Genomic DNA, 17,415 nt, shown 5'->3' on the forward strand with positions numbered 1-17,415 from the left:
CGATGCTGATGCGAGCGAAGGATTCCACCCTGCTGGTGATCGACCTGCAGGAGCGGCTGCTGCCGGCCATCGACGACGGCGCGGCGGTGGTCGAGCAGGCCGCCTGGCTGGTGCAGGTGGCGCAGCACCTGCAGGTGCCGGTGATTGCCACCGAGCAATATCCCAAGGGCCTCGGCGCGACCGAGGCCGGTCTGCGTGCGCTGCTGCCGCGCGCGGGGCTGCGCGAGAAGATTCATTTTTCGGCCACCGCCGGCGCCGGGCTGTTCGATCTGCCGGGCGGCGAGCGCCGGCAGTTCATCGTCTGCGGCACGGAAACCCATGTCTGCGTGCTGCAGACGGTGCTCGGTCTGCTGGCGGCCGGGCGCGAGGTGTTCGTGGTGGACGAGGCCGTCGGCTCGCGTCGGCCACGCGACAAGGCCCTGGGCCTGGCGCGGATGGAACGCGCCGGGGCGGTGATCGTGTCGCGCGAGATGGTCGCCTTCGAATGGCTCGAACAGGCTGGCAACGACCTGTTCCGCCAGATCAGCCGCGAATTCATTCGCTGAAGTCCCTGTTGCCGCGCGGCCCGAGACGGACGGCGCAGCAGGGGCGATGGCTAGTGGCTATCGCATCGGCGGAACCGGCCTATGCTTGATGGCAGCATAGGTATAACCCGTCAATTACTGCCGACAGCTTGCGGCCAGGCCGCACTGGCTCTGGCTCTGGCTCATGGAGCGTCGTCGTTGCGCCAAGTTCTGTGTTGCTGTCTGCTCTGGCTGGTGGCCTGTGCCAGTCACGGGGCGGAGCCGGGCCTGACCCTGTGCCACGAGGATCAGGACTCCTTTCCCTGGGTGATGACCGACGGTACCGGGCTGAACTTCGAGCTGCTGGGGCTGGTGGAGCGCGCCCTGGCGCTGCACTTCGTCTACGTCGCGGTGCCCTGGAAGCGTTGCCTGGCCGGGCTGGAGCATGGCCTGTACGACGGTGCCTTCGCCGCCAGCTTCAAGCAGGAACGCCTGAGTATGGGGCATTACCCGAGCGACGGCGCCGGACAGGTGGACGAGTTTAGGCGACTGCACACCTCCCGCTATGCGCTGTACCGCCGTATCGGCAGCGCGGCGGCTTGGGACGGTCAGCGTTTCAGCCATTTCACCCGGCGTGTCGGCTCGCTGAGCGGATTTTCCATCCGTGATCTGTTGCTGGCCCACGGTCTGGAAGTGGACGAGTCCAGTCGCGATCCGCTGGCCTTGCTGCGCATGCTGATTCACGGGCGCGTGGATGCTGTGGCGTTGCAGACCCAGCGTGGCGACTTTCTGCTCAAGGCCCATCCGCAGCTGGCGCAGCGGCTGGAGAAGTTGCCCCAGCCCCTGGAGGAGAAGGCCTATTACCTGATGCTTTCCAAGGACCTGCTGGCGCGCGAAGCGAACCTTGCCGAAGCGATCTGGGATGAGGTGCGGCGCCAGCGCGAGTCGTCCGAGTATCAGGCGCGGGTGGCGGCCTACCTGGCGCGTCCCTGAGCGGGGCGGGAAAACCGCGGCGGACTATTCCCGTGTGGCGTCATGCTCGCTAGAGTCCGCATCCTCAAATCGCGTCTGTTCTGGCGGGCATAGCATGACCTTCGCTTCCTGGCTGACCATCGGCCTGTTCGTTATCACCTATGCGGGCATGGCGGCCGGCGGTATTCGCGGCCTGCGCATCGACCGCAGCTGGATCGCCTGCAGCGCGGCGGTACTGCTGCTGGTCAGCGGCGCGCTGAGCATGCAGGACGCCGCCCATCACCTCGATCCCGGTGCGCTGTTGCTGCTGCTGGCGCTGATGCTGATTTCCGCCCAGTTCGATTTCTCCGGCGTCTATGCCTGGCTCAACGAATACCTGACCCATCATGCCGAGCGCCCGGCCGTGCTGCTGGCCGGCGTGGTGCTGCTGGGCGGCCTGCTGTCGGCCATTCTGGTCAACGATATCGTCGCCTTCGCCCTGACCCCGCTGCTGTGCCGCAGCCTGCAGCTACGCGGCCTTGATGCCCGACCGTTTCTGCTGGCGCTGGCGTTGTCCTGCAATGCCGGCTCGGCGGCCAGCCTGATCGGCAATCCGCAGAACATTCTGATCGGCCAGGCCGGCGGGCTGGATTTCTGGGGTTATGTCGCCGTGGCCGGGATGCCTGCGCTGGCGGCGATGGCCATCGTCTATGCGGTGATCTGGCTGCAGTGGCGACATCGCTGGGGCGAGCCCAGGCCACTGCCAGCGGATGACATGCCGGTGGAGCGCATCTACGGCGCGCACAGCTATCTGAAACCGCTGCTGGCCAGCCTGGCGCTGCTGGCGCTGTTCGCCACGGCGTTGCCGCGCGAGTTGTCGGCGCTGCTGATCGCGGTGCTGGTGATGGTGTCGCGGCGGGTGGACAGCCGCGACTACGTGAACAAGGTGGACTGGAACCTGCTGCTGCTGTTCGTCGGGCTGTTTCTGGTCAGCGGCGCCGCGCTGCAGTTGCCGCAGCTGGCGCAGGGCGCGGCGTGGCTGGCCGAGCATGGGCTGTTGCCGCAGGGCGTGATTTCGCTGGCGACCTCGTCGCTGCTGGCGAGCAACCTGATCGGCAACGTGCCCTTCGTGGTGCTGCTGCTGGGGCTGATGCCGGAGCTGTCGCACGCCGTGCTGATCGGTCTGGCGGTGATGTCGACGCTGGCCGGCAACCTGCTGCTGATCGGTAGCGTGGTCAACCTGATCGTCGCCGAAGGGGCGAAGCGTCAGGGCGTGCGCATCGGCTTCGTCGACTATGCCCGCAGCGGCGTGCCGGTGACGCTGCTGAGCATGACGCTGGCCGGACTCTGGCTGGGCCTGGGCGGCTGGCTGCCCTGGTAGCTCGATCGGGGCGCGCGGCGCACCCTACGGCCCGGCGCGCTGGACCAACATGTAGGGTGCGCCCTGCGCACCAATGGTTCTCCGGCCGGTTGGTCTAGCGCCAACGGTTTTGCCGCCAGGCACCCCGCGCTTCGCCATCCTTGAACGTCCAGGCCACCAGGCGGCTCTGCTTCTGCCCCTGGGACATGCCGAGGATGCGTACCTCCGCCGCGCCGGCCTTGGCCAGCCAGCCCTGCAGCAGCTCGACGTTGCTGCCCTTGGACACCAGGCTGCTGAACCACAAGACCTGCCCTGCCACCTGCGCGCTCTCGCTGGCCATGCGCTTGAGAAAGGCGGCCTCGCCACCCGGGCACCACAGCTCGGCCGCCTGGCCACCGAAGTTGAGCACCGGCAGCTTGCGCCTGGGGTCGAGCTTGCCGAGGTTGCGCCACTTGCGCGTGCTGCCACGGGTGGCTTCGTCGGCGCTGGCATGGAAGGGCGGGTTGCACAGGGTGAGGTCGACGCGTTCGTCCGCCTGCAACAGGCCGAGGAAGATATGCTCGGCATTCGCCTGCTGGCGCAGCTCGATACCGCCGGCCAGCAGCGGATTGGCCGCGACGATGGCGCGCGCCGAGGCCAGCGCTGCCGGGGCGATATCGGCGCCGATGAAGTGCCAGCCGTATTCGCAATGGCCGATCAGCGGGTAGATGCAGTTGGCACCGACGCCGATGTCCAGCGCGCGGATGCCGGCGCCGCGGGGTATCTGCCCGTCGTTGTCAGTGGCCAGCAGGTCGGCGAGGTTGTGCAGGTAATCGGCGCGGCCGGGAATCGGTGGGCACAGATAGCCCTCTGGAATGTCCCAATGCCGGATGCCGTAGTACTGCGCCAGCAGCGCGCGATTGAACACCTTGACCGCCGCCGGGTTGGCGAAGTCGATGCTCGGCTTGCCATAGGGATTGGTGATGACGAAATCGCCCAGTTCCGGGCTGACCTTGATCAGCGCAGGAAAGTCGTAGCGGCCCTGGTGACGGTTGCGTGGATGCAGCTCGCCCTTTGCCGGTGCGGTCTTCACGGCGGCGGGAGCGGGTTTGCGCGGGCGTTTCGGCGGCTGGGGCATGAACGGGCATCGGCGAGTCGGGCGCGGGATTTTCCCATGCTTTGTTCGGCTTTGCAGGCGTATCGATGAATTGAAGAGCGCGTCCTTGCTTAGATGCCCCCATTCTGAGGCTGGACCATGCTGTTCGGCGGCAGCTTAGGGCAACTTCGACTGCCTCTAAACACGCCCAGCCTCGAGGTGCTTTACGCCGCCTCTGCTTGCTCCTGCGGCGCGTGCAGCTGCAGGGCGCTGGCGATGATCGCCTGGCTGTGTCGGGCCAGTTCGTTGCGGCTGCGCGATTCGCTGGGGATCGGCGAGAGCAGGCGTATCTCCACCTCGCCGGCCGGGCTGGAGAGCAGGCGCAGCAGGTGCGAGAGCATGTCGTCGTCGCCGACGAAGGGCGCCACCGGGCAGGGCTGGCCACCGCGCAGGTAACGAATGGCCACCGGCTGCACGGCCACGCCGCTGTCGATGGCGCTCGCCAGCAGGCGGCCGTGGAAGGTGCGCAGGGTCAGGCCGTCGGTAGTGGTGCCTTCCGGGAAGATCAGCAGGTGGCGGCCGAGTTGCAGATGGCGGGTCAGTTGCTGGCCGACCAGGTTGCTGTCGCCCGCGCCGCGGCGGATGAACAGGGTCCCGGCCTTGTGCGCCAGCCAGCCGGCCAGCGGCCAGGCGCGTACCTCGGCCTTGGACAGAAAGGAGATCGGCTGTAGCGCACCGAGCAGCGGGATGTCGGTCCAGGACACGTGGTTGGCGACCCAGAGCATCGGCTGTTCGGGCAACTCGCCTTCGACCCGCACGCGAAAGGGCAGGGCGCCGCCGAGACGCGCGAGGAACCAGCGCGTCAGGCGCTGACGCAGGGACATCAGGTCATGCCGGGCCACTCGTTCGCAGAGGCTGACGATGGCGGCCAGCAGTGCGCCGAAGGCGATCACCAGGGCCAGATGAAAGAGGCGCAGGGATAGACGCAGTTTGGCCATCGAGGCCTCCGCTTGTGGACGAGTGCCGGCATTATCCATGGATAGCGGCGTTTGGCGATGCCTGGCCGTCGTGCGTTGTACAGAAGCGACTCTGCTCGCCAATGGCGAGCGGTCTCGTTCGCGAGCAGAGCGCGCTCCTACCTTCAGACCGCGGCCTTGAAGTGCCGGGCATAGCGCGGGCACAGCTCGTCGCGCTTGAGCAGGATGAACACGTCGGCCACCTGGAAGTCCTTGTCCCAGCAGGGTTCGCCGCAGATCTTCGCGCCCAGGCGCATGTAGGCCTTGAGCAGCGGCGGCATTTCGGCGATGACGTTGCCCGGTACGTCCAGCGGCGGCAGCGGGTGCCTGGGCTCGGCGCGCAGGTGCTCGGTGCACAGGTAGCGTTCGCGCAGGCGCTGCATGATGGCTTGGGCCTGGATGCCGCCGTCCCGCATGGAAATGCTGGCGCAGCCCATCAGGTAGCGGTAGCCGCCCTCGTTGAGGACCTCGGCCAGTTCGCCCCAGAGCACGGCGATGGTGGCGCCGTTGCGGTAGGCGGCATCGACGCAGGTGCGGCCGATCTCCAGCACCGGGCCTTCGAGTTTGGCCAGGCCGTGCAGGGCGAATTCCTCTTCGCTGTAGTAGCGACCGAGACCGGCGGCAGCCTGGTGGTCGAGCAGGCGGGTGGTGGCTACCAGCTCGCCGCTGTTCATGTCGCGGACGCCGATATGGCGGCAGTGAATGTCGTAGTCGTCCATGTCCAGACCCAGTTCGGCGCCATTGAGCTTGGCGTCGAATTCCGCGCTGAATACGCGGTAGCGCAAGGCCTGGGCTTCACGCAGGGCGGCGGGGCCTTGCAGGCGTTCGGCCTGCAGACGGCGAGCGGGTTGAGTCATGCCAGATCCTCCGTGTGCCGGCTGAATGCTTGCAGCCGGTCGATCTTGTTGGGCAAGCTCAGGCTAGGTTCGCGCGGTGTCACCACCGTGACGTTTTTTTGATGCTTATGTGACGGCGCCTGCGCCGCTGCCGCGAGGAGGTCTGCGATGCCCTGGTCGAGCCTGTTTCAGCCCATCGAGCGCCTGACTGCCGAGGCGGGGCTGGAAGACTGGTACGCCCGCCTGCTGGCGCGTCTGGGCGGCGCGCCGTACCCCTTCGAACTGGCGCTGGCGGGCGGCCTGCAGGCGGCCACGCCGGGGCTGGCCTTTCTCGCCGGTTACCAGGCGGCGCTGCGCATGCTGTGGCCGGCGGCGCCCTGGACGGCCGGTGCGCTGTGCGTGACGGAAAATCGCAGCACCCGCCCGGCCGACATGAGCACGCGCATCAATGGTCTGCAGATCAGCGGCCGCAAGGATTTCGTCACCGCCGCCGAATGCGCCGACTGGCTGCTGGTGGCGGCGCGCGAGGAGCAGGCGCACGAGGCGCCGCGCCTGGCCCTGGGTGTGGTGCGCCAGGGCGCGCCGGGCGTGCGCATCGAGCCGCTGCCGGCACTGCCGTTGATGCCGGATATCGGTCATGCCCGCCTGCATCTGGATCAGGCGCACGGCGAGCGCCTGGCCGGCGACGGCTGGGACGATTACGTGAAGCCCTTCCGCACCCTGGAGGATGTGCACGTGCTTGCGGCGGTCTGTGCCTGGCAGTTCGGCGTGGGCCGCGAATGTGCCTGGCCGGACGCTCTGCTGTTGCGCCTGCAGGCGCTGCTGGCCGGTTGTGCGGAGGTGGCGCGGCAGGCGCCCAATGCACCGACCACGCACCTGCTGCTGGCCGGCCTGTTCGCCCAGCAGCAGGCACTGAGCGGCGAGCTGCAGGCGGCCTTCGCCGCCGGCCCGGCGCACTGGGCCGAGCTGTGGCAACGCGACCAGGGCCTGCTGCGCATCGCCGAGACGGCGCGCACCAAGCGCCTGGAGAAAGCGCGGCAGATTGTCGCCGCGCGTTGACCCATATCAGTACCGGCTGGCCCGCCTGCGCATAAGGTTACCTCGCGATTCATCTACGAGGTTTCCATGCGCCGCGAGCCCATCGTGCTGTTCGATAACGGCAGCCACCAATGCCTGATGTTCGATGACCTGGTCAGCGGCGAGGGCGTGCAATCCAACCAGTTCCTGATCACCGACCACGAGCAGTACCTGCTGCTCGACCCGGGTGGCGACCTGACCTATACGCCGCTGTCGCTGGAGCTGTCCAAGCACATCCCGGTGCAGGACATGACCTACATCTTCGCCTCGCACCAGGACCCGGACATCATTGCCTCGCTGGATAAGTGGCTGCTGCACACCCGCGCGCGGGTGATCTGCTCCAAGTTGTGGGCGCGCTTTCTGCCGCATCTGACGGCCAACTACCTGGCGCTGAGCCGCGGCATCAACACCTACGACCGCATCATCGCGCTGCCCGACCGCGGCCAGAGCATCCCGCTGGGCAAGTGCTCGCTCAAGGCGGTGCCGGCGCACTTCCTGCACTCGGTGGGCAACTTCCAGGTCTACGACCCGGTGAGCAAGATCCTCTTCTCCGGCGACATGGGCGCCTCGATGGTCGACGACGCTTCGCCGGTGCGCGACTTCGTCAACCACGTGCCGAACATGGAGGGGTTCCACCGCCGCTACATGGCCGGCAACAAAGCCTGTCGCCTGTGGGCGGCGATGGTGCGCGAAATGGACGTGGCGATGATCGTGCCGCAGCACGGCCGCCCCTTCGTTGGCGCCGAGATGATCAGCGCCTTCCTCTACTGGATCGAGAACCTGGAGTGCGGTCTCGACCTGATGGGCCCCGACGATTACCGCCTGCCGAACTAGGGCTGCGCATACCGGGACCCCGTCGCTCGGATTGGTACGTACGACCTAGGTGACCCCGCGACACCCTAGGCGGCGCTACCACCGGTAGGGTGCGCCGTGCGCACCATTGAACGAGGGCGCGGTGCTCCCCTGTTCTGCCGCTTCAAGGCGTCATCCACTCCGTGCTAGGGTGCGCCTCGATTTCCCGTCGAGGTCGCCCATGAGCATCCTTTCCCTTCGCCATACGAGTCTGCTGCTCGGCCTTGGCCTGCTGGCCGGCCTTGCCCGGGCCGAGAGTTGGCCGCAACCGGATTGGCAGACGCTGCCCGCCAGCCGGACTGCCGCCGTTGCCGAGCTGGAAGCCTATGCCTTTGCCCCGCGCGATGAGGTGCAGCGCATCGGCGTGCGCAGCGATGCGCTGCTGGTGGTGCGTGACGGCCAGATCGTCTACGAGCGCTACGCGGCGCCGACCACGGCGCAAACCGCGCACCTGGCCTGGTCGATGGCCAAGAGCCTGCTGGCCACCACCCTGGGTGTGGCCTACGGCGAAGGGCGCTTCAAGCTCGATGCGCCGGTGGCCAAGTACTACCCGGCGATGGCCGGGCATCCGCAGATCAAGATCGGCCACCTGCTCAATTGGGCCTCGGGCCTGGCTTGGGAAGAAGACTACGAATACGCGCCGCTGAAGTCCTCGGTGGTGGCCATGCTCTACACCCGCGGCCGCGGCGACATGGCGGCCTTTACCGCCGCGCATGCGGCCGATGCCGCGCCCGGCACGCGCTTTCGTTATTCCAGCGGCGACAGCAATGTGCTGGCGGCGGCCTTGCGCGGCATGGTCGGCGAGCAGGCCTACGCCGACTACCCCTGGACGGCACTGTTCGAGCCGCTGGGTATCGACAGTGCGGTGTGGGAGCGCGACGGCGCCGGTACCTTCGTCGGCTCCTCCTACGCTTACATGAGCGCTCGCGATCTGGCCCGCGTGGGCCTGCTGATGCAGCGCGGCGGGCGCTGGGGCGAGCGCCAGCTGCTGCCCGAGGCCTGGGTGGCGTTCGTCAGCACCCCCTTTGCCGGCTACCAGCCGCAACTGGCCAAGCCGGGCGATGCCGTGCCGGGTGGGCATTGGTGGCTCAACGCCGAACTGCCGGGCAGCCGGCGCCCCTGGCCGGACGCACCGGCCGCGACCATTGCGGCGCTGGGACACTGGGGCCAGGGCCTGTACGTGCTGCCCGAGGAAAAACTGGTGGTGGTGCGCTATGCCGATGACCGCGATGCCAGCTTCAACCACAACGAACTGCTCAAGCGCGTGCGTGCGGCCTTCGCCGAAGAGGTGCAGCCATGATCCGTCGCCATCCGATCCTCAGCGTGCTGGTACTGCTGTTGGTCCTGCTGCTGGCCTGGGCCTGGCCGAATCGCGCCCATCTGGCCGCCTTCCCCGACATCATCGGTGCCTACACGGCCAAGGAGTACTGCTCCTGCCGCTACGTCAGCGGCAACCCGGCGGCCTACTGCGAAGGCTATGTGAAGCAGTACGTGCCGATCAGCAGCCTGCACGATGACGAAGGCGCCAAACGCGTCACCGCCAGCGGGCTGGGGCGCACGCACAGCGCGGTCTGGCTGGGACAGCGCCAGGGCTGTCAGTTATTGCCGAGCAAGTAGGGCGGGTGAAACCCGCCACCTCGGAAGCGGCGGGTTGCACCTGTCCTACGGTGCTGCGCGCGCCGGGCTTTGCAATGCAGGCCATGGCGACTATCGTTGCCGCCTGGTCATGCCGTTTTCGAGTCCTCATGCGCCGTTCGCTGTTTGCCCTGCTGCTTGCTGTCGCCTTCCCCGTTCACGCCGACTGGTACCTGGACAACGAGTCCTCACGGCTGTCGTTCATCTCCACTCATTCCGGCAGCCAGTCGGAGGTGCATCGCTTTCTCACCCTGCACGGACAGATCGCCGCCGATGGCCGCGCGCGCCTGCGGGTCGACCTGGATTCGCTGAGCACCGGCATTGCGCTGCGTGACGAGCGCCTGCGCGCCATGCTGTTCGACACCGCGCGCCTGCCCGAGGCGCGTATCAACGCGCAGGTCAACCTGGCGCAACTCACCGACCTGGCGCCCGGTGCCCAGCTGGAACTGCGCCTGCCGCTGCAACTGGTGCTCAACGAACACAGGCGCGAGCTGAATGCCGAACTGCTGGTCACCCGTCTCGACGATCGGCGCTTCCAGGTGGTGACGCTGGCGCCGCTGGTGCTGCACGCCGAGGACTTCGGCCTGGCCAGCGGCATCGAGGCGCTGCGCAAGATCGCCGAACTGCCTGCCATCAGCCTGTCGGTGCCGGTCGGCGCCGTGCTGATCTTCACGGCGCGCTGAGCGGACCGTGCGCGGCACCATCTTCCCCTGGCGTGCGGGCAATCGTTTCGAGCTGCTGCTCGATGGGGCGGCGTTCTTTCCGCGCATGCTGGCGGCCATCGACAGCGCCGAGCGCCAGGTCGAGCTGGAGCTGTACCTGATCGAGGACGGAGGCTGCAGCGAACGCCTGGTGGACGCGCTGTGCCGGGCCAGCGCCCGTGGCGTTCTGGTGCGCGGGCTGTTCGATGCCTTTGGCGCTGCCGGGCTGGGCAGCGCGCTGCGCCAGCAGCTGCTGGGTGCCGGTGTGCAACTGCGCTGGTACAACCCGGTGCGCTGGCGCCGCGGCGTGCGCAACTTTCACCGCGATCATCGCAAGCTGCTGCTGGTGGATCGGCGTCTGGCCTATGTCGGCGGCACCGGTTCGACCGATGAATTCTGGTTGCCGGACGAGGCGAGCAGTCCCTGGCACGAAGCCATGGTGGAGATCGAGGGACCGCTGGTGGGTGACTGGCAGCAGCTGTTCGAGCACCAGTGGCTGGCGCGCTTTTCCTGGCGCCCGAGTCACCAGCCCATGCCGCTGCGCCTGCCCGATTGTCCGCCCGCGGGGCTGGGCTTGGGCCGTGTGGCCTATGCCGATGCGGCGCAGCACCGCGACATCCTGCTGTCGCTGGTGCGCGCGCTGCGTGGCGCCAGGCAGCGCGTGTGGCTGGCCACGCCGTACTTCCTGCCCACCTGGAAGATCCGCCGCGCCCTGCGCCAGGCCGCCGCACGGGGTGTGGAGGTGCGCCTGCTGCTGGCCGGGCGCAACACCGATCATCCACCGGTGCGCTTCGCCGGGCAGCGCTACTACCCCAGGCTGCTCAAGGCCGGCGTGCGCATCTTCGAGTACCAGCCGCGTTTCCTGCACCTGAAGATGGTGCTGGTGGACGACTGGGTCAGCGTCGGCTCGTGCAATTTCGACCACTGGAACCTGCGCTTCAACCTCGACGCCAACGTCGAAGCGCTCGACCCGGCCTTCACCCGGGCGGTGGCCGCCAGCTTCATCGAGGACTTCGGCCACAGTCGCGAAGTCACCCTGCAGGACTGGCACCAGCGCCCCTGGTGGCGCCGCGCGCAGCAACGCCTGTGGGGCTGGCTGGACCGGCTGGCGGTGAACCTGCTCGATCGCTGGCGCTGAAACCCGCACGCGCCGGAGAAAGTTCCCCATCCACCTGATACCCCGTCATTCAGCACGCTGAGTGTCGCGGCCTGCCGCCCGTGGCAGGGCGTCGTTCATCCTTTCGGGCGACAGGTGAAATCCCTCCTTGGTGCGCTTATCCCGGTGTCGGGCGCTGCGTAGGGTGCAGTTGGCCTGCTGCCTCGTTCCGTGTTGCGAACGCGGCAGACGGGCACGACAGCTGCACCCCAACTCAGGAGACCCGCATGACAAGAACAACAGGGCCCGGACTATTCCAGCCGCATACCTTGGCCTTGGCCATCGCCCTTGGCATCAGCGCTCCGGCGCAGGCCATCAACTTCAACATCGGCGAGATCGAGGGCCAGTTCGACAGCTCGCTGTCGATCGGGGCCAGCTGGTCGATGCGCAGCCCGGACCGCGACCTGATCGGGCCGAACAATGGCGGCCAGGGCCAGGCGCAGACCGGCGACGATGGGCGCTTGAACTTCAAGAAGGGCGAGACCTTCTCGAAGATCTTCAAGGGCATCCACGATCTGGAGCTGAAGTACGGCGACACCGGCGCCTTCGTGCGCGGCAAGTACTGGTACGACTTCGAGCTCAAGGACGAGAGCCGCCTGTTCAAGGATATCGACGACAGCAATCGCAAGGAGGGCGCCAAGTCTTCGGGGGCGGAAATTCTCGATGCCTTCCTCTACCACAACTACGCCATTGGCGATCTGCCGGGCACGGTGCGGGTCGGCAAGCAGGTGGTGAGCTGGGGCGAGAGCACCTTCATCGGCAACAGCATCAACGCCATCAACCCTATCGATGTGGCCGCCTTCCGCCGCCCCGGCGCGGAGATCAAGGAAGGCCTGATTCCGGTGAACATGCTCTACCTGTCGCAGAGCCTCACCGACCGCCTGAGCATGGAGGCCTTCTACCAGCTGGAGTGGGACCAGACCATCCTCGACAACTGCGGCACCTTCTTCTCCACCGCCGACGTGGCCGCCGATGGCTGCGACAACGGCTACCACATCGGCTCGCCGGCCATCGCGCCGTTGCAGCCGATCGCCGCCGCGTTCGGCCAGGGTTTCCGGGTCGACAGCGAAGGGGTGATCCTGCCGCGTGCCGGTGATCGTGATGCGCGTGATAGCGGCCAGTGGGGCCTGGCCCTGCGCTGGCTGGGTGACGAGACCGAGTACGGCGCCTACTTCATCAACTACCACAGCCGCACGCCCATCGTCAGCACGCAGAACGCCGGCCTGGCGACCCTGGCGGCGCTGCCGGGGATCATCGGCACCGCCAACGGCATCGCCCCAGGCAGCGGCGCCGGCCTGGCGCAGAGCGTGATGCTCGGCAATGGCCGCTACTACCTGGAATACCCCGAGGACATCCGTCTCTACGGCCTGAGCTTCTCCACCACGCTGCCCACCGGCACCGCCTGGGCGGGTGAGGTCAGCTACCGGCCGAACCTGCCGCTGCAGATCAACACCACCGACATGACCCTGAGCCTGCTCAATCCCATCGCTCCCGGCACCGCGCCGGTTGCGGCCGGCCCGGGCCAGGACAACGTCGGCTACCGGCGCAAGGAAGTCACCCAGGTGCAGACCACCTTCACCCATTTCTTCGATCAGGTGATGGGCGCCGGGCGCTTCACCCTGGTGGGCGAGATCGGCATGGCCCATGTCGGTGGGCTGGAGAGCCGCGAGGACCTGCGCTATGGCCGCGATTCGCTGTTCGGAGCCTACGGCTTCCGTGGCGACACCCACGGCTTCGTCACCAGCACTTCCTGGGGCTACCGGGTGCGCGGCATCTGGGAATACAGCAACGTGTTCGCCGGGGTGAACCTGCGGCCGAACGTCTCCTGGTCGCATGACGTCGACGGCTATGGCCCCAACGGCCTGTTCAACGAGGGTGCCAAGGCGGTGAGCTTCGGGGTCGATGCCGACTACCGCAATACCTACACCGCCAGCCTGTCGTACACCGACTTCTTCGGCGGCAAGTACAACACCGCGGTCGACCGCGACTTTCTGGCGCTCAGCTTCGGCGTGAGCTTCTAGGTCATCAGGATCAGTTGAGGAATGCAGATGAATACAACCCTTAAGATGCTTGGCGCGCTGTCCCTGAGCCTGCTGGCCGGCAGCGTGCTGGCGGCGGTGAGCGCCGAGGAAGCGGCCAAGCTGGGCACCAGCCTGACCCCGCTGGGGGCGCAGATGGAAGGCAATGCCGCGGGCACCATTCCGGCCTGGACCGGCGGCCTGGCGGCCAACGCCGGGCAGGTCGATGCACGCGGTTTTCTCAGTGACCCCTTCGCGGGCGAGCAGCCGCTGTTCACCATCACCGCACAGAACCTGGCGCAGTACCGCGACCAACTGTCGGCCGGGCAACTGGCGATGTTCCAGCGCTACCCGGAAAGCTATCGCATGGCGGTCTATCCGACCCATCGCAGCACCGCGGTGCCGGACGCCATCTACGCCGCGGCCAAGACCAGCGCGCTGAACACCGGCCTGATGCCCGGCGGCAACGGCCTGACCAACTTCACCGACAGTCGCTACTACGCCTTCCCCATTCCGCAGAACGGTCTGGAGGTGGTGTGGAACCACATCACCCGTTACCGCGGCGGCAACCTCAGGCGCAGCATCGTGCAGGCCTCGCCGCAGACCAACGGCGCCTACACCCTGGTGCATTTCGAGGACGAGGTGGCGTTCCCCGACAACATGCCGGACGTCGATCCGGCCAAGGCGGAGAACGCGCTGCTGTTCTTCAAGCAGCGGGTCACCGCGCCGTCGCGCCTGGCGGGCAACGTGTTGCTGGTGCATGACTCGCTCGATCAGGTCAAGGAGCCGCGCATGGCCTGGCTCTACAATGCCGGCCAGCGTCGCGTACGTCGCGCCCCGCAGGTGGCCTACGACGGCCCGGGCACCGCGGCCGACGGCCTGCGCACCTCGGACAACTTCGACATGTTCAACGGCGCGCCGGATCGTTACGACTGGAAGCTGGTGGGCAAGCGCGAGCTGTTCATTCCCTACAACAACTACCGCGTGGCCTCGCCGCAGGTGAAGTACGCCGACATCCTCAAGGCCGGTCACGTCAATCAGGACCTGCTGCGCTACGAGCTGCATCGCGTCTGGGAAGTGGAGGCGACGCTGAAGTCCGGCGAGCGCAACATCTACGCCAAGCGCCGCTTCTACGTCGACGAGGACTCCTGGCAGATCGCCCTGTCCGAGCACTACGATGGCCGTGGCCAGTTGTGGCGGGTCGGCGAGGCGATGCTGATGCAGCAGTACGCGCAGAAGGTGCCGGTGTATGCCTTCGAGGCGCTGTACGACATCATCGCCGGGCGCTACCTGGCCATCGGCATGGCCAACGAGGAGAAGCGCTCCATCGAGTACGGCACCCAGGCCTCGGCCAAGGACTTCACCCCGGCCGCCTTGCGTAACGCCGGCGTGCGCTGAGTCTCGTGCTTGTCAACGGCGCCGCCTGCGGGCGGCGTCGTGCTGTCTGGCCGCCATGGTCTTGTGAATCTTCAGGCATAAGCCCGACGGGGTGCGGGCGCTCTGCTGGCGGGCTACCATCGAACGGTGGTTTTCAACAATGACAAGCAGAGAGAACCGCTGCCATGCCGACCCTTGCCCTTGCCCGCTCCAATGCGGTTCCGGCACCGTCTGCCGACCTGCCGCGGCTGCCGCCCGCGGTGATTGCGCGATTGCCGCTCGAGCAGCGCCTGCTCGCCAGCGATGCCCGTTTGCGCCTGCTCTGCGCGCCGGCCGGTGCCGGCAAGAGCGTGCTGCTTGGTCAGTGCGCGCGCCAGACGCCTGCCGCCGTGGCGCGGCTGTGGCTGGATCTGGGCGGGCGCAGCCTGACCCCGGCGCAGCTCTGCACGCGTCTGGCGGCGGCCTTGCAGCAGCCTGCGACGGAAGTGAACGAGGCGGCCCTGCTGGAAATGCTGCAGGCGCATTCGGGGCGGCTGTGGATCTTTCTCGACGATTACCCGCGCCAGCCCGATGGCGAACTCGATGCCTGCCTCGACCGCCTGTTCGCTGCGGCGCCGGCGCAGATCACCTGGTGGGTGGCCAGCCGCCGCACGCCGGCCTGGAACCTGCCGCGCCTGCTGCTGCAGGGCGATCTGCTGGAGCTCGAAGGGCAGGACCTGGCGCTGGACGAGGCGGGGCTGGCCGAGCTGCTGACGGCGCTGCAGCTGAACCTGGGTGAGGACCTCGGGCAGCGATTGTTGCAAAGCAGCGAAGGTTGGCTGGCGGCGATTCGCCTGCTGCTGCTCGATGCCGACGAGGATGCGTTGCGCCAGCGCCTGCAGGCCGGCTGCCCGCTGCTGCGCGACTACGTGCAGCGCGAGGTGCTGGCCGATCTGGATAACGAACTGCGCAGCGATCTGCATGCGCTGGCTCTGCTGCCACGGTTCGCCCTGTCGCTCTGTGAGCACCTGCTGGAAGGCCGCGGCGCCGAGCTGCTGAGCGAGCTGCAGCGACGCCAACTGTTCGTGCGCAGTCTCGACAGCAGTGGTACCTGGTTCCGTCTGTGGCGGCCGTTGGCCAACGTGCTGCGCAGCCTGCCCAGTGGACCGATGCCTGCGCCGATACACGTGCGTGCCTGCCAATGGTTCGCCCGCCACGGCGATATTCGTGAGGCGGTCGAGCACGCCCTGCAGGCGGGGCAGGTGGAGGTGGCGGTCAACTACCTGCAGCGCTTCAGCCAGGAGCAGCTGCTACAGGGGCATTCGGTCGCGCAGCTCCTGCAATGGCGCGAAGAGCTGCCGGCCTGGCTGTTCGCCAGCTCGCCGCGGCTGGTCGTATTGCAGGCCTGGGCGCTGATCATCTGTGCACGTTTCGACGAGGCGCGCGCCTGCACCGAGGCGCTGACGCACTTTCTGCCTCAGCCCGATGCCCGCCGCCAGCGCAAGCTGCTCGCTCACTGGCAGGCGCTCAGCGGCGTGCTGGCGCGCCAGTGCGGGCGCCGCGACGCACGCCAGCACTGCCTGGAGGCGCTGCAGGCACTGGACGACAGCGGCTGGTCGCAGCGCATCCTCTGCTATCAGGCCCTGGCCCAGCAGTACCTGGCGGAAAACGCCCTGGGCCAGGCGCAGCAGGCGCTGGATGAAGGGCTGCGGCTGTCGCGCCTGCACGGCAGCCTGATCTACGAGGCGCTGCTCAACACCGACCGCTGCCTGCTGCTGGAGATGCAGGGCGAGGCCGGACGCGCCGCGGAGCTGGCCGAGCAATCGCTGGCGCTGCTGCGTGGGCGGGTCAGCCACAGCCCGGTGGTCGGTCGCCTGCTGCTGCTGCGTGCCAGCCTGCTGGCGCGCCAGGGCCTGGACGAGACGGCGCGGCAGGCCTATCGCCAGGGGTTGCAGGAGGCCGAGTTCTGCGAGGATGCCTACACCATCTCCGGCTACCTGGGGCAGGTGGAGCTGGCCGAGGCGTGCGGCGATCTCGACGAGGCCTACCAGTGGTTGCAGAAGGCCGAGCGGGTGATGCAGTGCTCGCACGTGCCGGAGGTGCGTTATCGCGGTGTGCTGCAGCTGCAGGCCGGGCGCTTGCTGCTGCGCCAGGAACAGTACGGCCGTGCCCGCGAGGTGTTCGCCCAGACCCTGCAGCAGTTGCAGCAACGCCAGCAACTGGCGCCCTCGGGCTTCTATGACCTGCTGCCGCGTCTGCGTCGCTACCTGGCCGTCAGCGACCTGCTGCTCGGTCATCATGCCGCTGCCGAGCATGCCCTGCGCCTGTTGCTGGACGAATGCCAGATGGCCGGACATCGCAGCCTCAGCTGCGAGTGCCGTGTCGCGCTGGCCGAAAGCCTGTTGCTGCAGGGGCATGACGAGCAGGCCGAGACGCTGCTGCAACAGGCCCTTGGCGAAGCACGCCAGTTGCGCCTGCTGCGTCCGCTGCTGGAGCTGCAGCAGCGTCAACCGCAGTGGCTGGAACGGTTGCTGCCGGGGGAGGCCGGGCAGAGCCTGCACCAGCGTCTGTTCCAGCCGCCACCGACGCTGGACGAGCCGGCCAGCGCCGGCACCGCGCTGCTCAGCTCGCGTGAGCTGGCGGTGCTGCAGCTGATCGCTCAGGGCTGTTCCAATCAGGAGATCGCCGATCGCCTGTTCATCTCCCTGCACACGGTCAAGACCCATGCGCGGCGGATCAACGTCAAGCTCGGCGTGCAGCGGCGCACACAGGCGGTGGCCATGGCCAAGGCGTATGGTCTGATGGGGGATTGAACCGGCGATGTTCGGATGGGCCGGTCCCCGCTCTTTCAGGGGCGAGCTCTATGGGCCGCCGCTGTC

15 protein-coding genes are annotated in these 17,415 nt (G+C 67.7%); 12 read left to right on the plus strand and 3 right to left on the minus strand.

The window, feature by feature from the left end; genetic code table 11:
• Positions 1-2 precede the first annotated feature (2 nt).
• The 3 genes from N7333_RS13515 (at position 3) to N7333_RS13525 (ending at position 2,835) form a co-directional block, all read left to right on the plus strand.
• Positions 3-545, plus strand: coding sequence for a hydrolase (locus N7333_RS13515; protein ID WP_129483909.1), 543 nt, complete (start codon positions 3-5; stop codon positions 543-545).
• A 177-nt stretch (positions 546-722) separates the two neighbouring features.
• Positions 723-1,496, plus strand: a complete 774-nt coding sequence (locus N7333_RS13520) for a transporter substrate-binding domain-containing protein (protein ID WP_129483910.1) — start codon at positions 723-725, stop codon at positions 1,494-1,496.
• Positions 1,497-1,590: 94 nt separating this feature from the next.
• Positions 1,591-2,835 (plus strand): SLC13 family permease, encoded by a 1,245-nt coding sequence (locus N7333_RS13525; RefSeq protein WP_129483911.1) that lies wholly within the window; start codon positions 1,591-1,593, stop codon positions 2,833-2,835.
• Positions 2,836-2,929: 94 nt separating this feature from the next.
• Here the strand turns inward: N7333_RS13525 and rlmF are convergent, their stop codons facing one another.
• The 3 genes from rlmF to olsB form a co-directional block, all read right to left on the minus strand.
• Positions 2,930-3,931 (minus strand): 23S rRNA (adenine(1618)-N(6))-methyltransferase RlmF, encoded by a 1,002-nt coding sequence (rlmF, locus tag N7333_RS13530; protein ID WP_129483912.1) that lies wholly within the window; start codon positions 3,929-3,931, stop codon positions 2,930-2,932.
• Between the two features lie 182 nt (positions 3,932-4,113).
• Complete coding sequence (locus N7333_RS13535; RefSeq protein ID WP_003246474.1) at positions 4,114-4,887, minus strand: lysophospholipid acyltransferase family protein; 774 nt, start codon at positions 4,885-4,887, stop codon at positions 4,114-4,116.
• 143 nt (positions 4,888-5,030) lie between these two features.
• Positions 5,031-5,762, minus strand: coding sequence for an L-ornithine N(alpha)-acyltransferase (gene olsB / locus N7333_RS13540; RefSeq protein ID WP_129483913.1), 732 nt, complete (start codon positions 5,760-5,762; stop codon positions 5,031-5,033).
• 147 nt (positions 5,763-5,909) lie between these two features.
• Between olsB and N7333_RS13545 the strand changes: the two genes are divergently transcribed.
• The 9 genes from N7333_RS13545 to N7333_RS13585 all read left to right on the plus strand — a co-directional run bounded on the left by N7333_RS13545 (position 5,910) and on the right by N7333_RS13585 (position 17,349).
• Entirely contained in the window at positions 5,910-6,800 is an 891-nt protein-coding gene (locus N7333_RS13545) for an acyl-CoA dehydrogenase family protein (RefSeq protein WP_096827222.1), read from the plus strand.
• A 66-nt stretch (positions 6,801-6,866) separates the two neighbouring features.
• On the plus strand, positions 6,867-7,652 hold the full coding sequence (locus N7333_RS13550; protein WP_129483914.1) for an MBL fold metallo-hydrolase: 786 nt from the start codon (positions 6,867-6,869) through the stop codon (positions 7,650-7,652).
• 199 nt (positions 7,653-7,851) lie between these two features.
• Positions 7,852-8,970 carry a serine hydrolase gene (locus tag N7333_RS13555; protein ID WP_129483915.1) on the plus strand — a complete coding sequence of 373 codons (1,119 nt, stop codon included), beginning with the start codon at positions 7,852-7,854 and terminating at the stop codon, positions 8,968-8,970.
• Positions 8,967-9,287: a hypothetical protein gene (locus tag N7333_RS13560; RefSeq protein WP_012017806.1), complete on the plus strand. Its 321-nt coding sequence runs from the start codon at positions 8,967-8,969 to the stop codon at positions 9,285-9,287. Before N7333_RS13555 ends, N7333_RS13560 begins: the two co-directional genes overlap by 4 nt.
• 128 nt (positions 9,288-9,415) lie before the next feature.
• Positions 9,416-9,988 (plus strand): YceI family protein, encoded by a 573-nt coding sequence (locus N7333_RS13565; RefSeq protein ID WP_129483916.1) that lies wholly within the window; start codon positions 9,416-9,418, stop codon positions 9,986-9,988.
• Between the two features lie 7 nt (positions 9,989-9,995).
• Positions 9,996-11,144: a phosphatidylserine/phosphatidylglycerophosphate/cardiolipin synthase family protein gene (locus tag N7333_RS13570; protein WP_129483917.1), complete on the plus strand. Its 1,149-nt coding sequence runs from the start codon at positions 9,996-9,998 to the stop codon at positions 11,142-11,144.
• A 245-nt stretch (positions 11,145-11,389) separates the two neighbouring features.
• Positions 11,390-13,183 carry a DUF1302 domain-containing protein gene (locus tag N7333_RS13575; RefSeq protein ID WP_129483918.1) on the plus strand — a complete coding sequence of 598 codons (1,794 nt, stop codon included), beginning with the start codon at positions 11,390-11,392 and terminating at the stop codon, positions 13,181-13,183.
• Positions 13,184-13,210: 27 nt separating this feature from the next.
• A complete protein-coding gene (locus N7333_RS13580) occupies positions 13,211-14,578 on the plus strand; it encodes a DUF1329 domain-containing protein (RefSeq protein WP_036987346.1) in 1,368 nt (455 codons plus the stop codon).
• Between the two features lie 164 nt (positions 14,579-14,742).
• Positions 14,743-17,349 (plus strand): LuxR C-terminal-related transcriptional regulator, encoded by a 2,607-nt coding sequence (locus tag N7333_RS13585; protein ID WP_129483919.1) that lies wholly within the window; start codon positions 14,743-14,745, stop codon positions 17,347-17,349.
• Positions 17,350-17,415: the final 66 nt, after the last annotated feature.

This window comes from Pseudomonas sp. GD04158, from assembly GCF_029834875.1.
Classification (GTDB): domain Bacteria; phylum Pseudomonadota; class Gammaproteobacteria; order Pseudomonadales; family Pseudomonadaceae; genus Aquipseudomonas; species Aquipseudomonas hydrolytica.

Coding starts and splice junctions, on each gene's coding strand:
- N7333_RS13515 (WP_129483909.1), top strand. CDS start 3: ATGCTGATGCGAGCGAAGGATTCCACCCTGCTGGTGATCGACCTGCAG.
- N7333_RS13525 (WP_129483911.1), top strand. CDS start 1,591: ATGACCTTCGCTTCCTGGCTGACCATCGGCCTGTTCGTTATCACCTAT.
- rlmF (WP_129483912.1), bottom strand. CDS start 3,931: ATGCCCCAGCCGCCGAAACGCCCGCGCAAACCCGCTCCCGCCGCCGTG.
- N7333_RS13535 (WP_003246474.1), bottom strand. CDS start 4,887: ATGGCCAAACTGCGTCTATCCCTGCGCCTCTTTCATCTGGCCCTGGTG.
- olsB (WP_129483913.1), bottom strand. CDS start 5,762: ATGACTCAACCCGCTCGCCGTCTGCAGGCCGAACGCCTGCAAGGCCCC.
- N7333_RS13545 (WP_096827222.1), top strand. CDS start 5,910: ATGCCCTGGTCGAGCCTGTTTCAGCCCATCGAGCGCCTGACTGCCGAG.
- N7333_RS13550 (WP_129483914.1), top strand. CDS start 6,867: ATGCGCCGCGAGCCCATCGTGCTGTTCGATAACGGCAGCCACCAATGC.
- N7333_RS13555 (WP_129483915.1), top strand. CDS start 7,852: ATGAGCATCCTTTCCCTTCGCCATACGAGTCTGCTGCTCGGCCTTGGC.
- N7333_RS13560 (WP_012017806.1), top strand. CDS start 8,967: ATGATCCGTCGCCATCCGATCCTCAGCGTGCTGGTACTGCTGTTGGTC.
- N7333_RS13565 (WP_129483916.1), top strand. CDS start 9,416: ATGCGCCGTTCGCTGTTTGCCCTGCTGCTTGCTGTCGCCTTCCCCGTT.
- N7333_RS13575 (WP_129483918.1), top strand. CDS start 11,390: ATGACAAGAACAACAGGGCCCGGACTATTCCAGCCGCATACCTTGGCC.
- N7333_RS13580 (WP_036987346.1), top strand. CDS start 13,211: ATGAATACAACCCTTAAGATGCTTGGCGCGCTGTCCCTGAGCCTGCTG.
- N7333_RS13585 (WP_129483919.1), top strand. CDS start 14,743: ATGCCGACCCTTGCCCTTGCCCGCTCCAATGCGGTTCCGGCACCGTCT.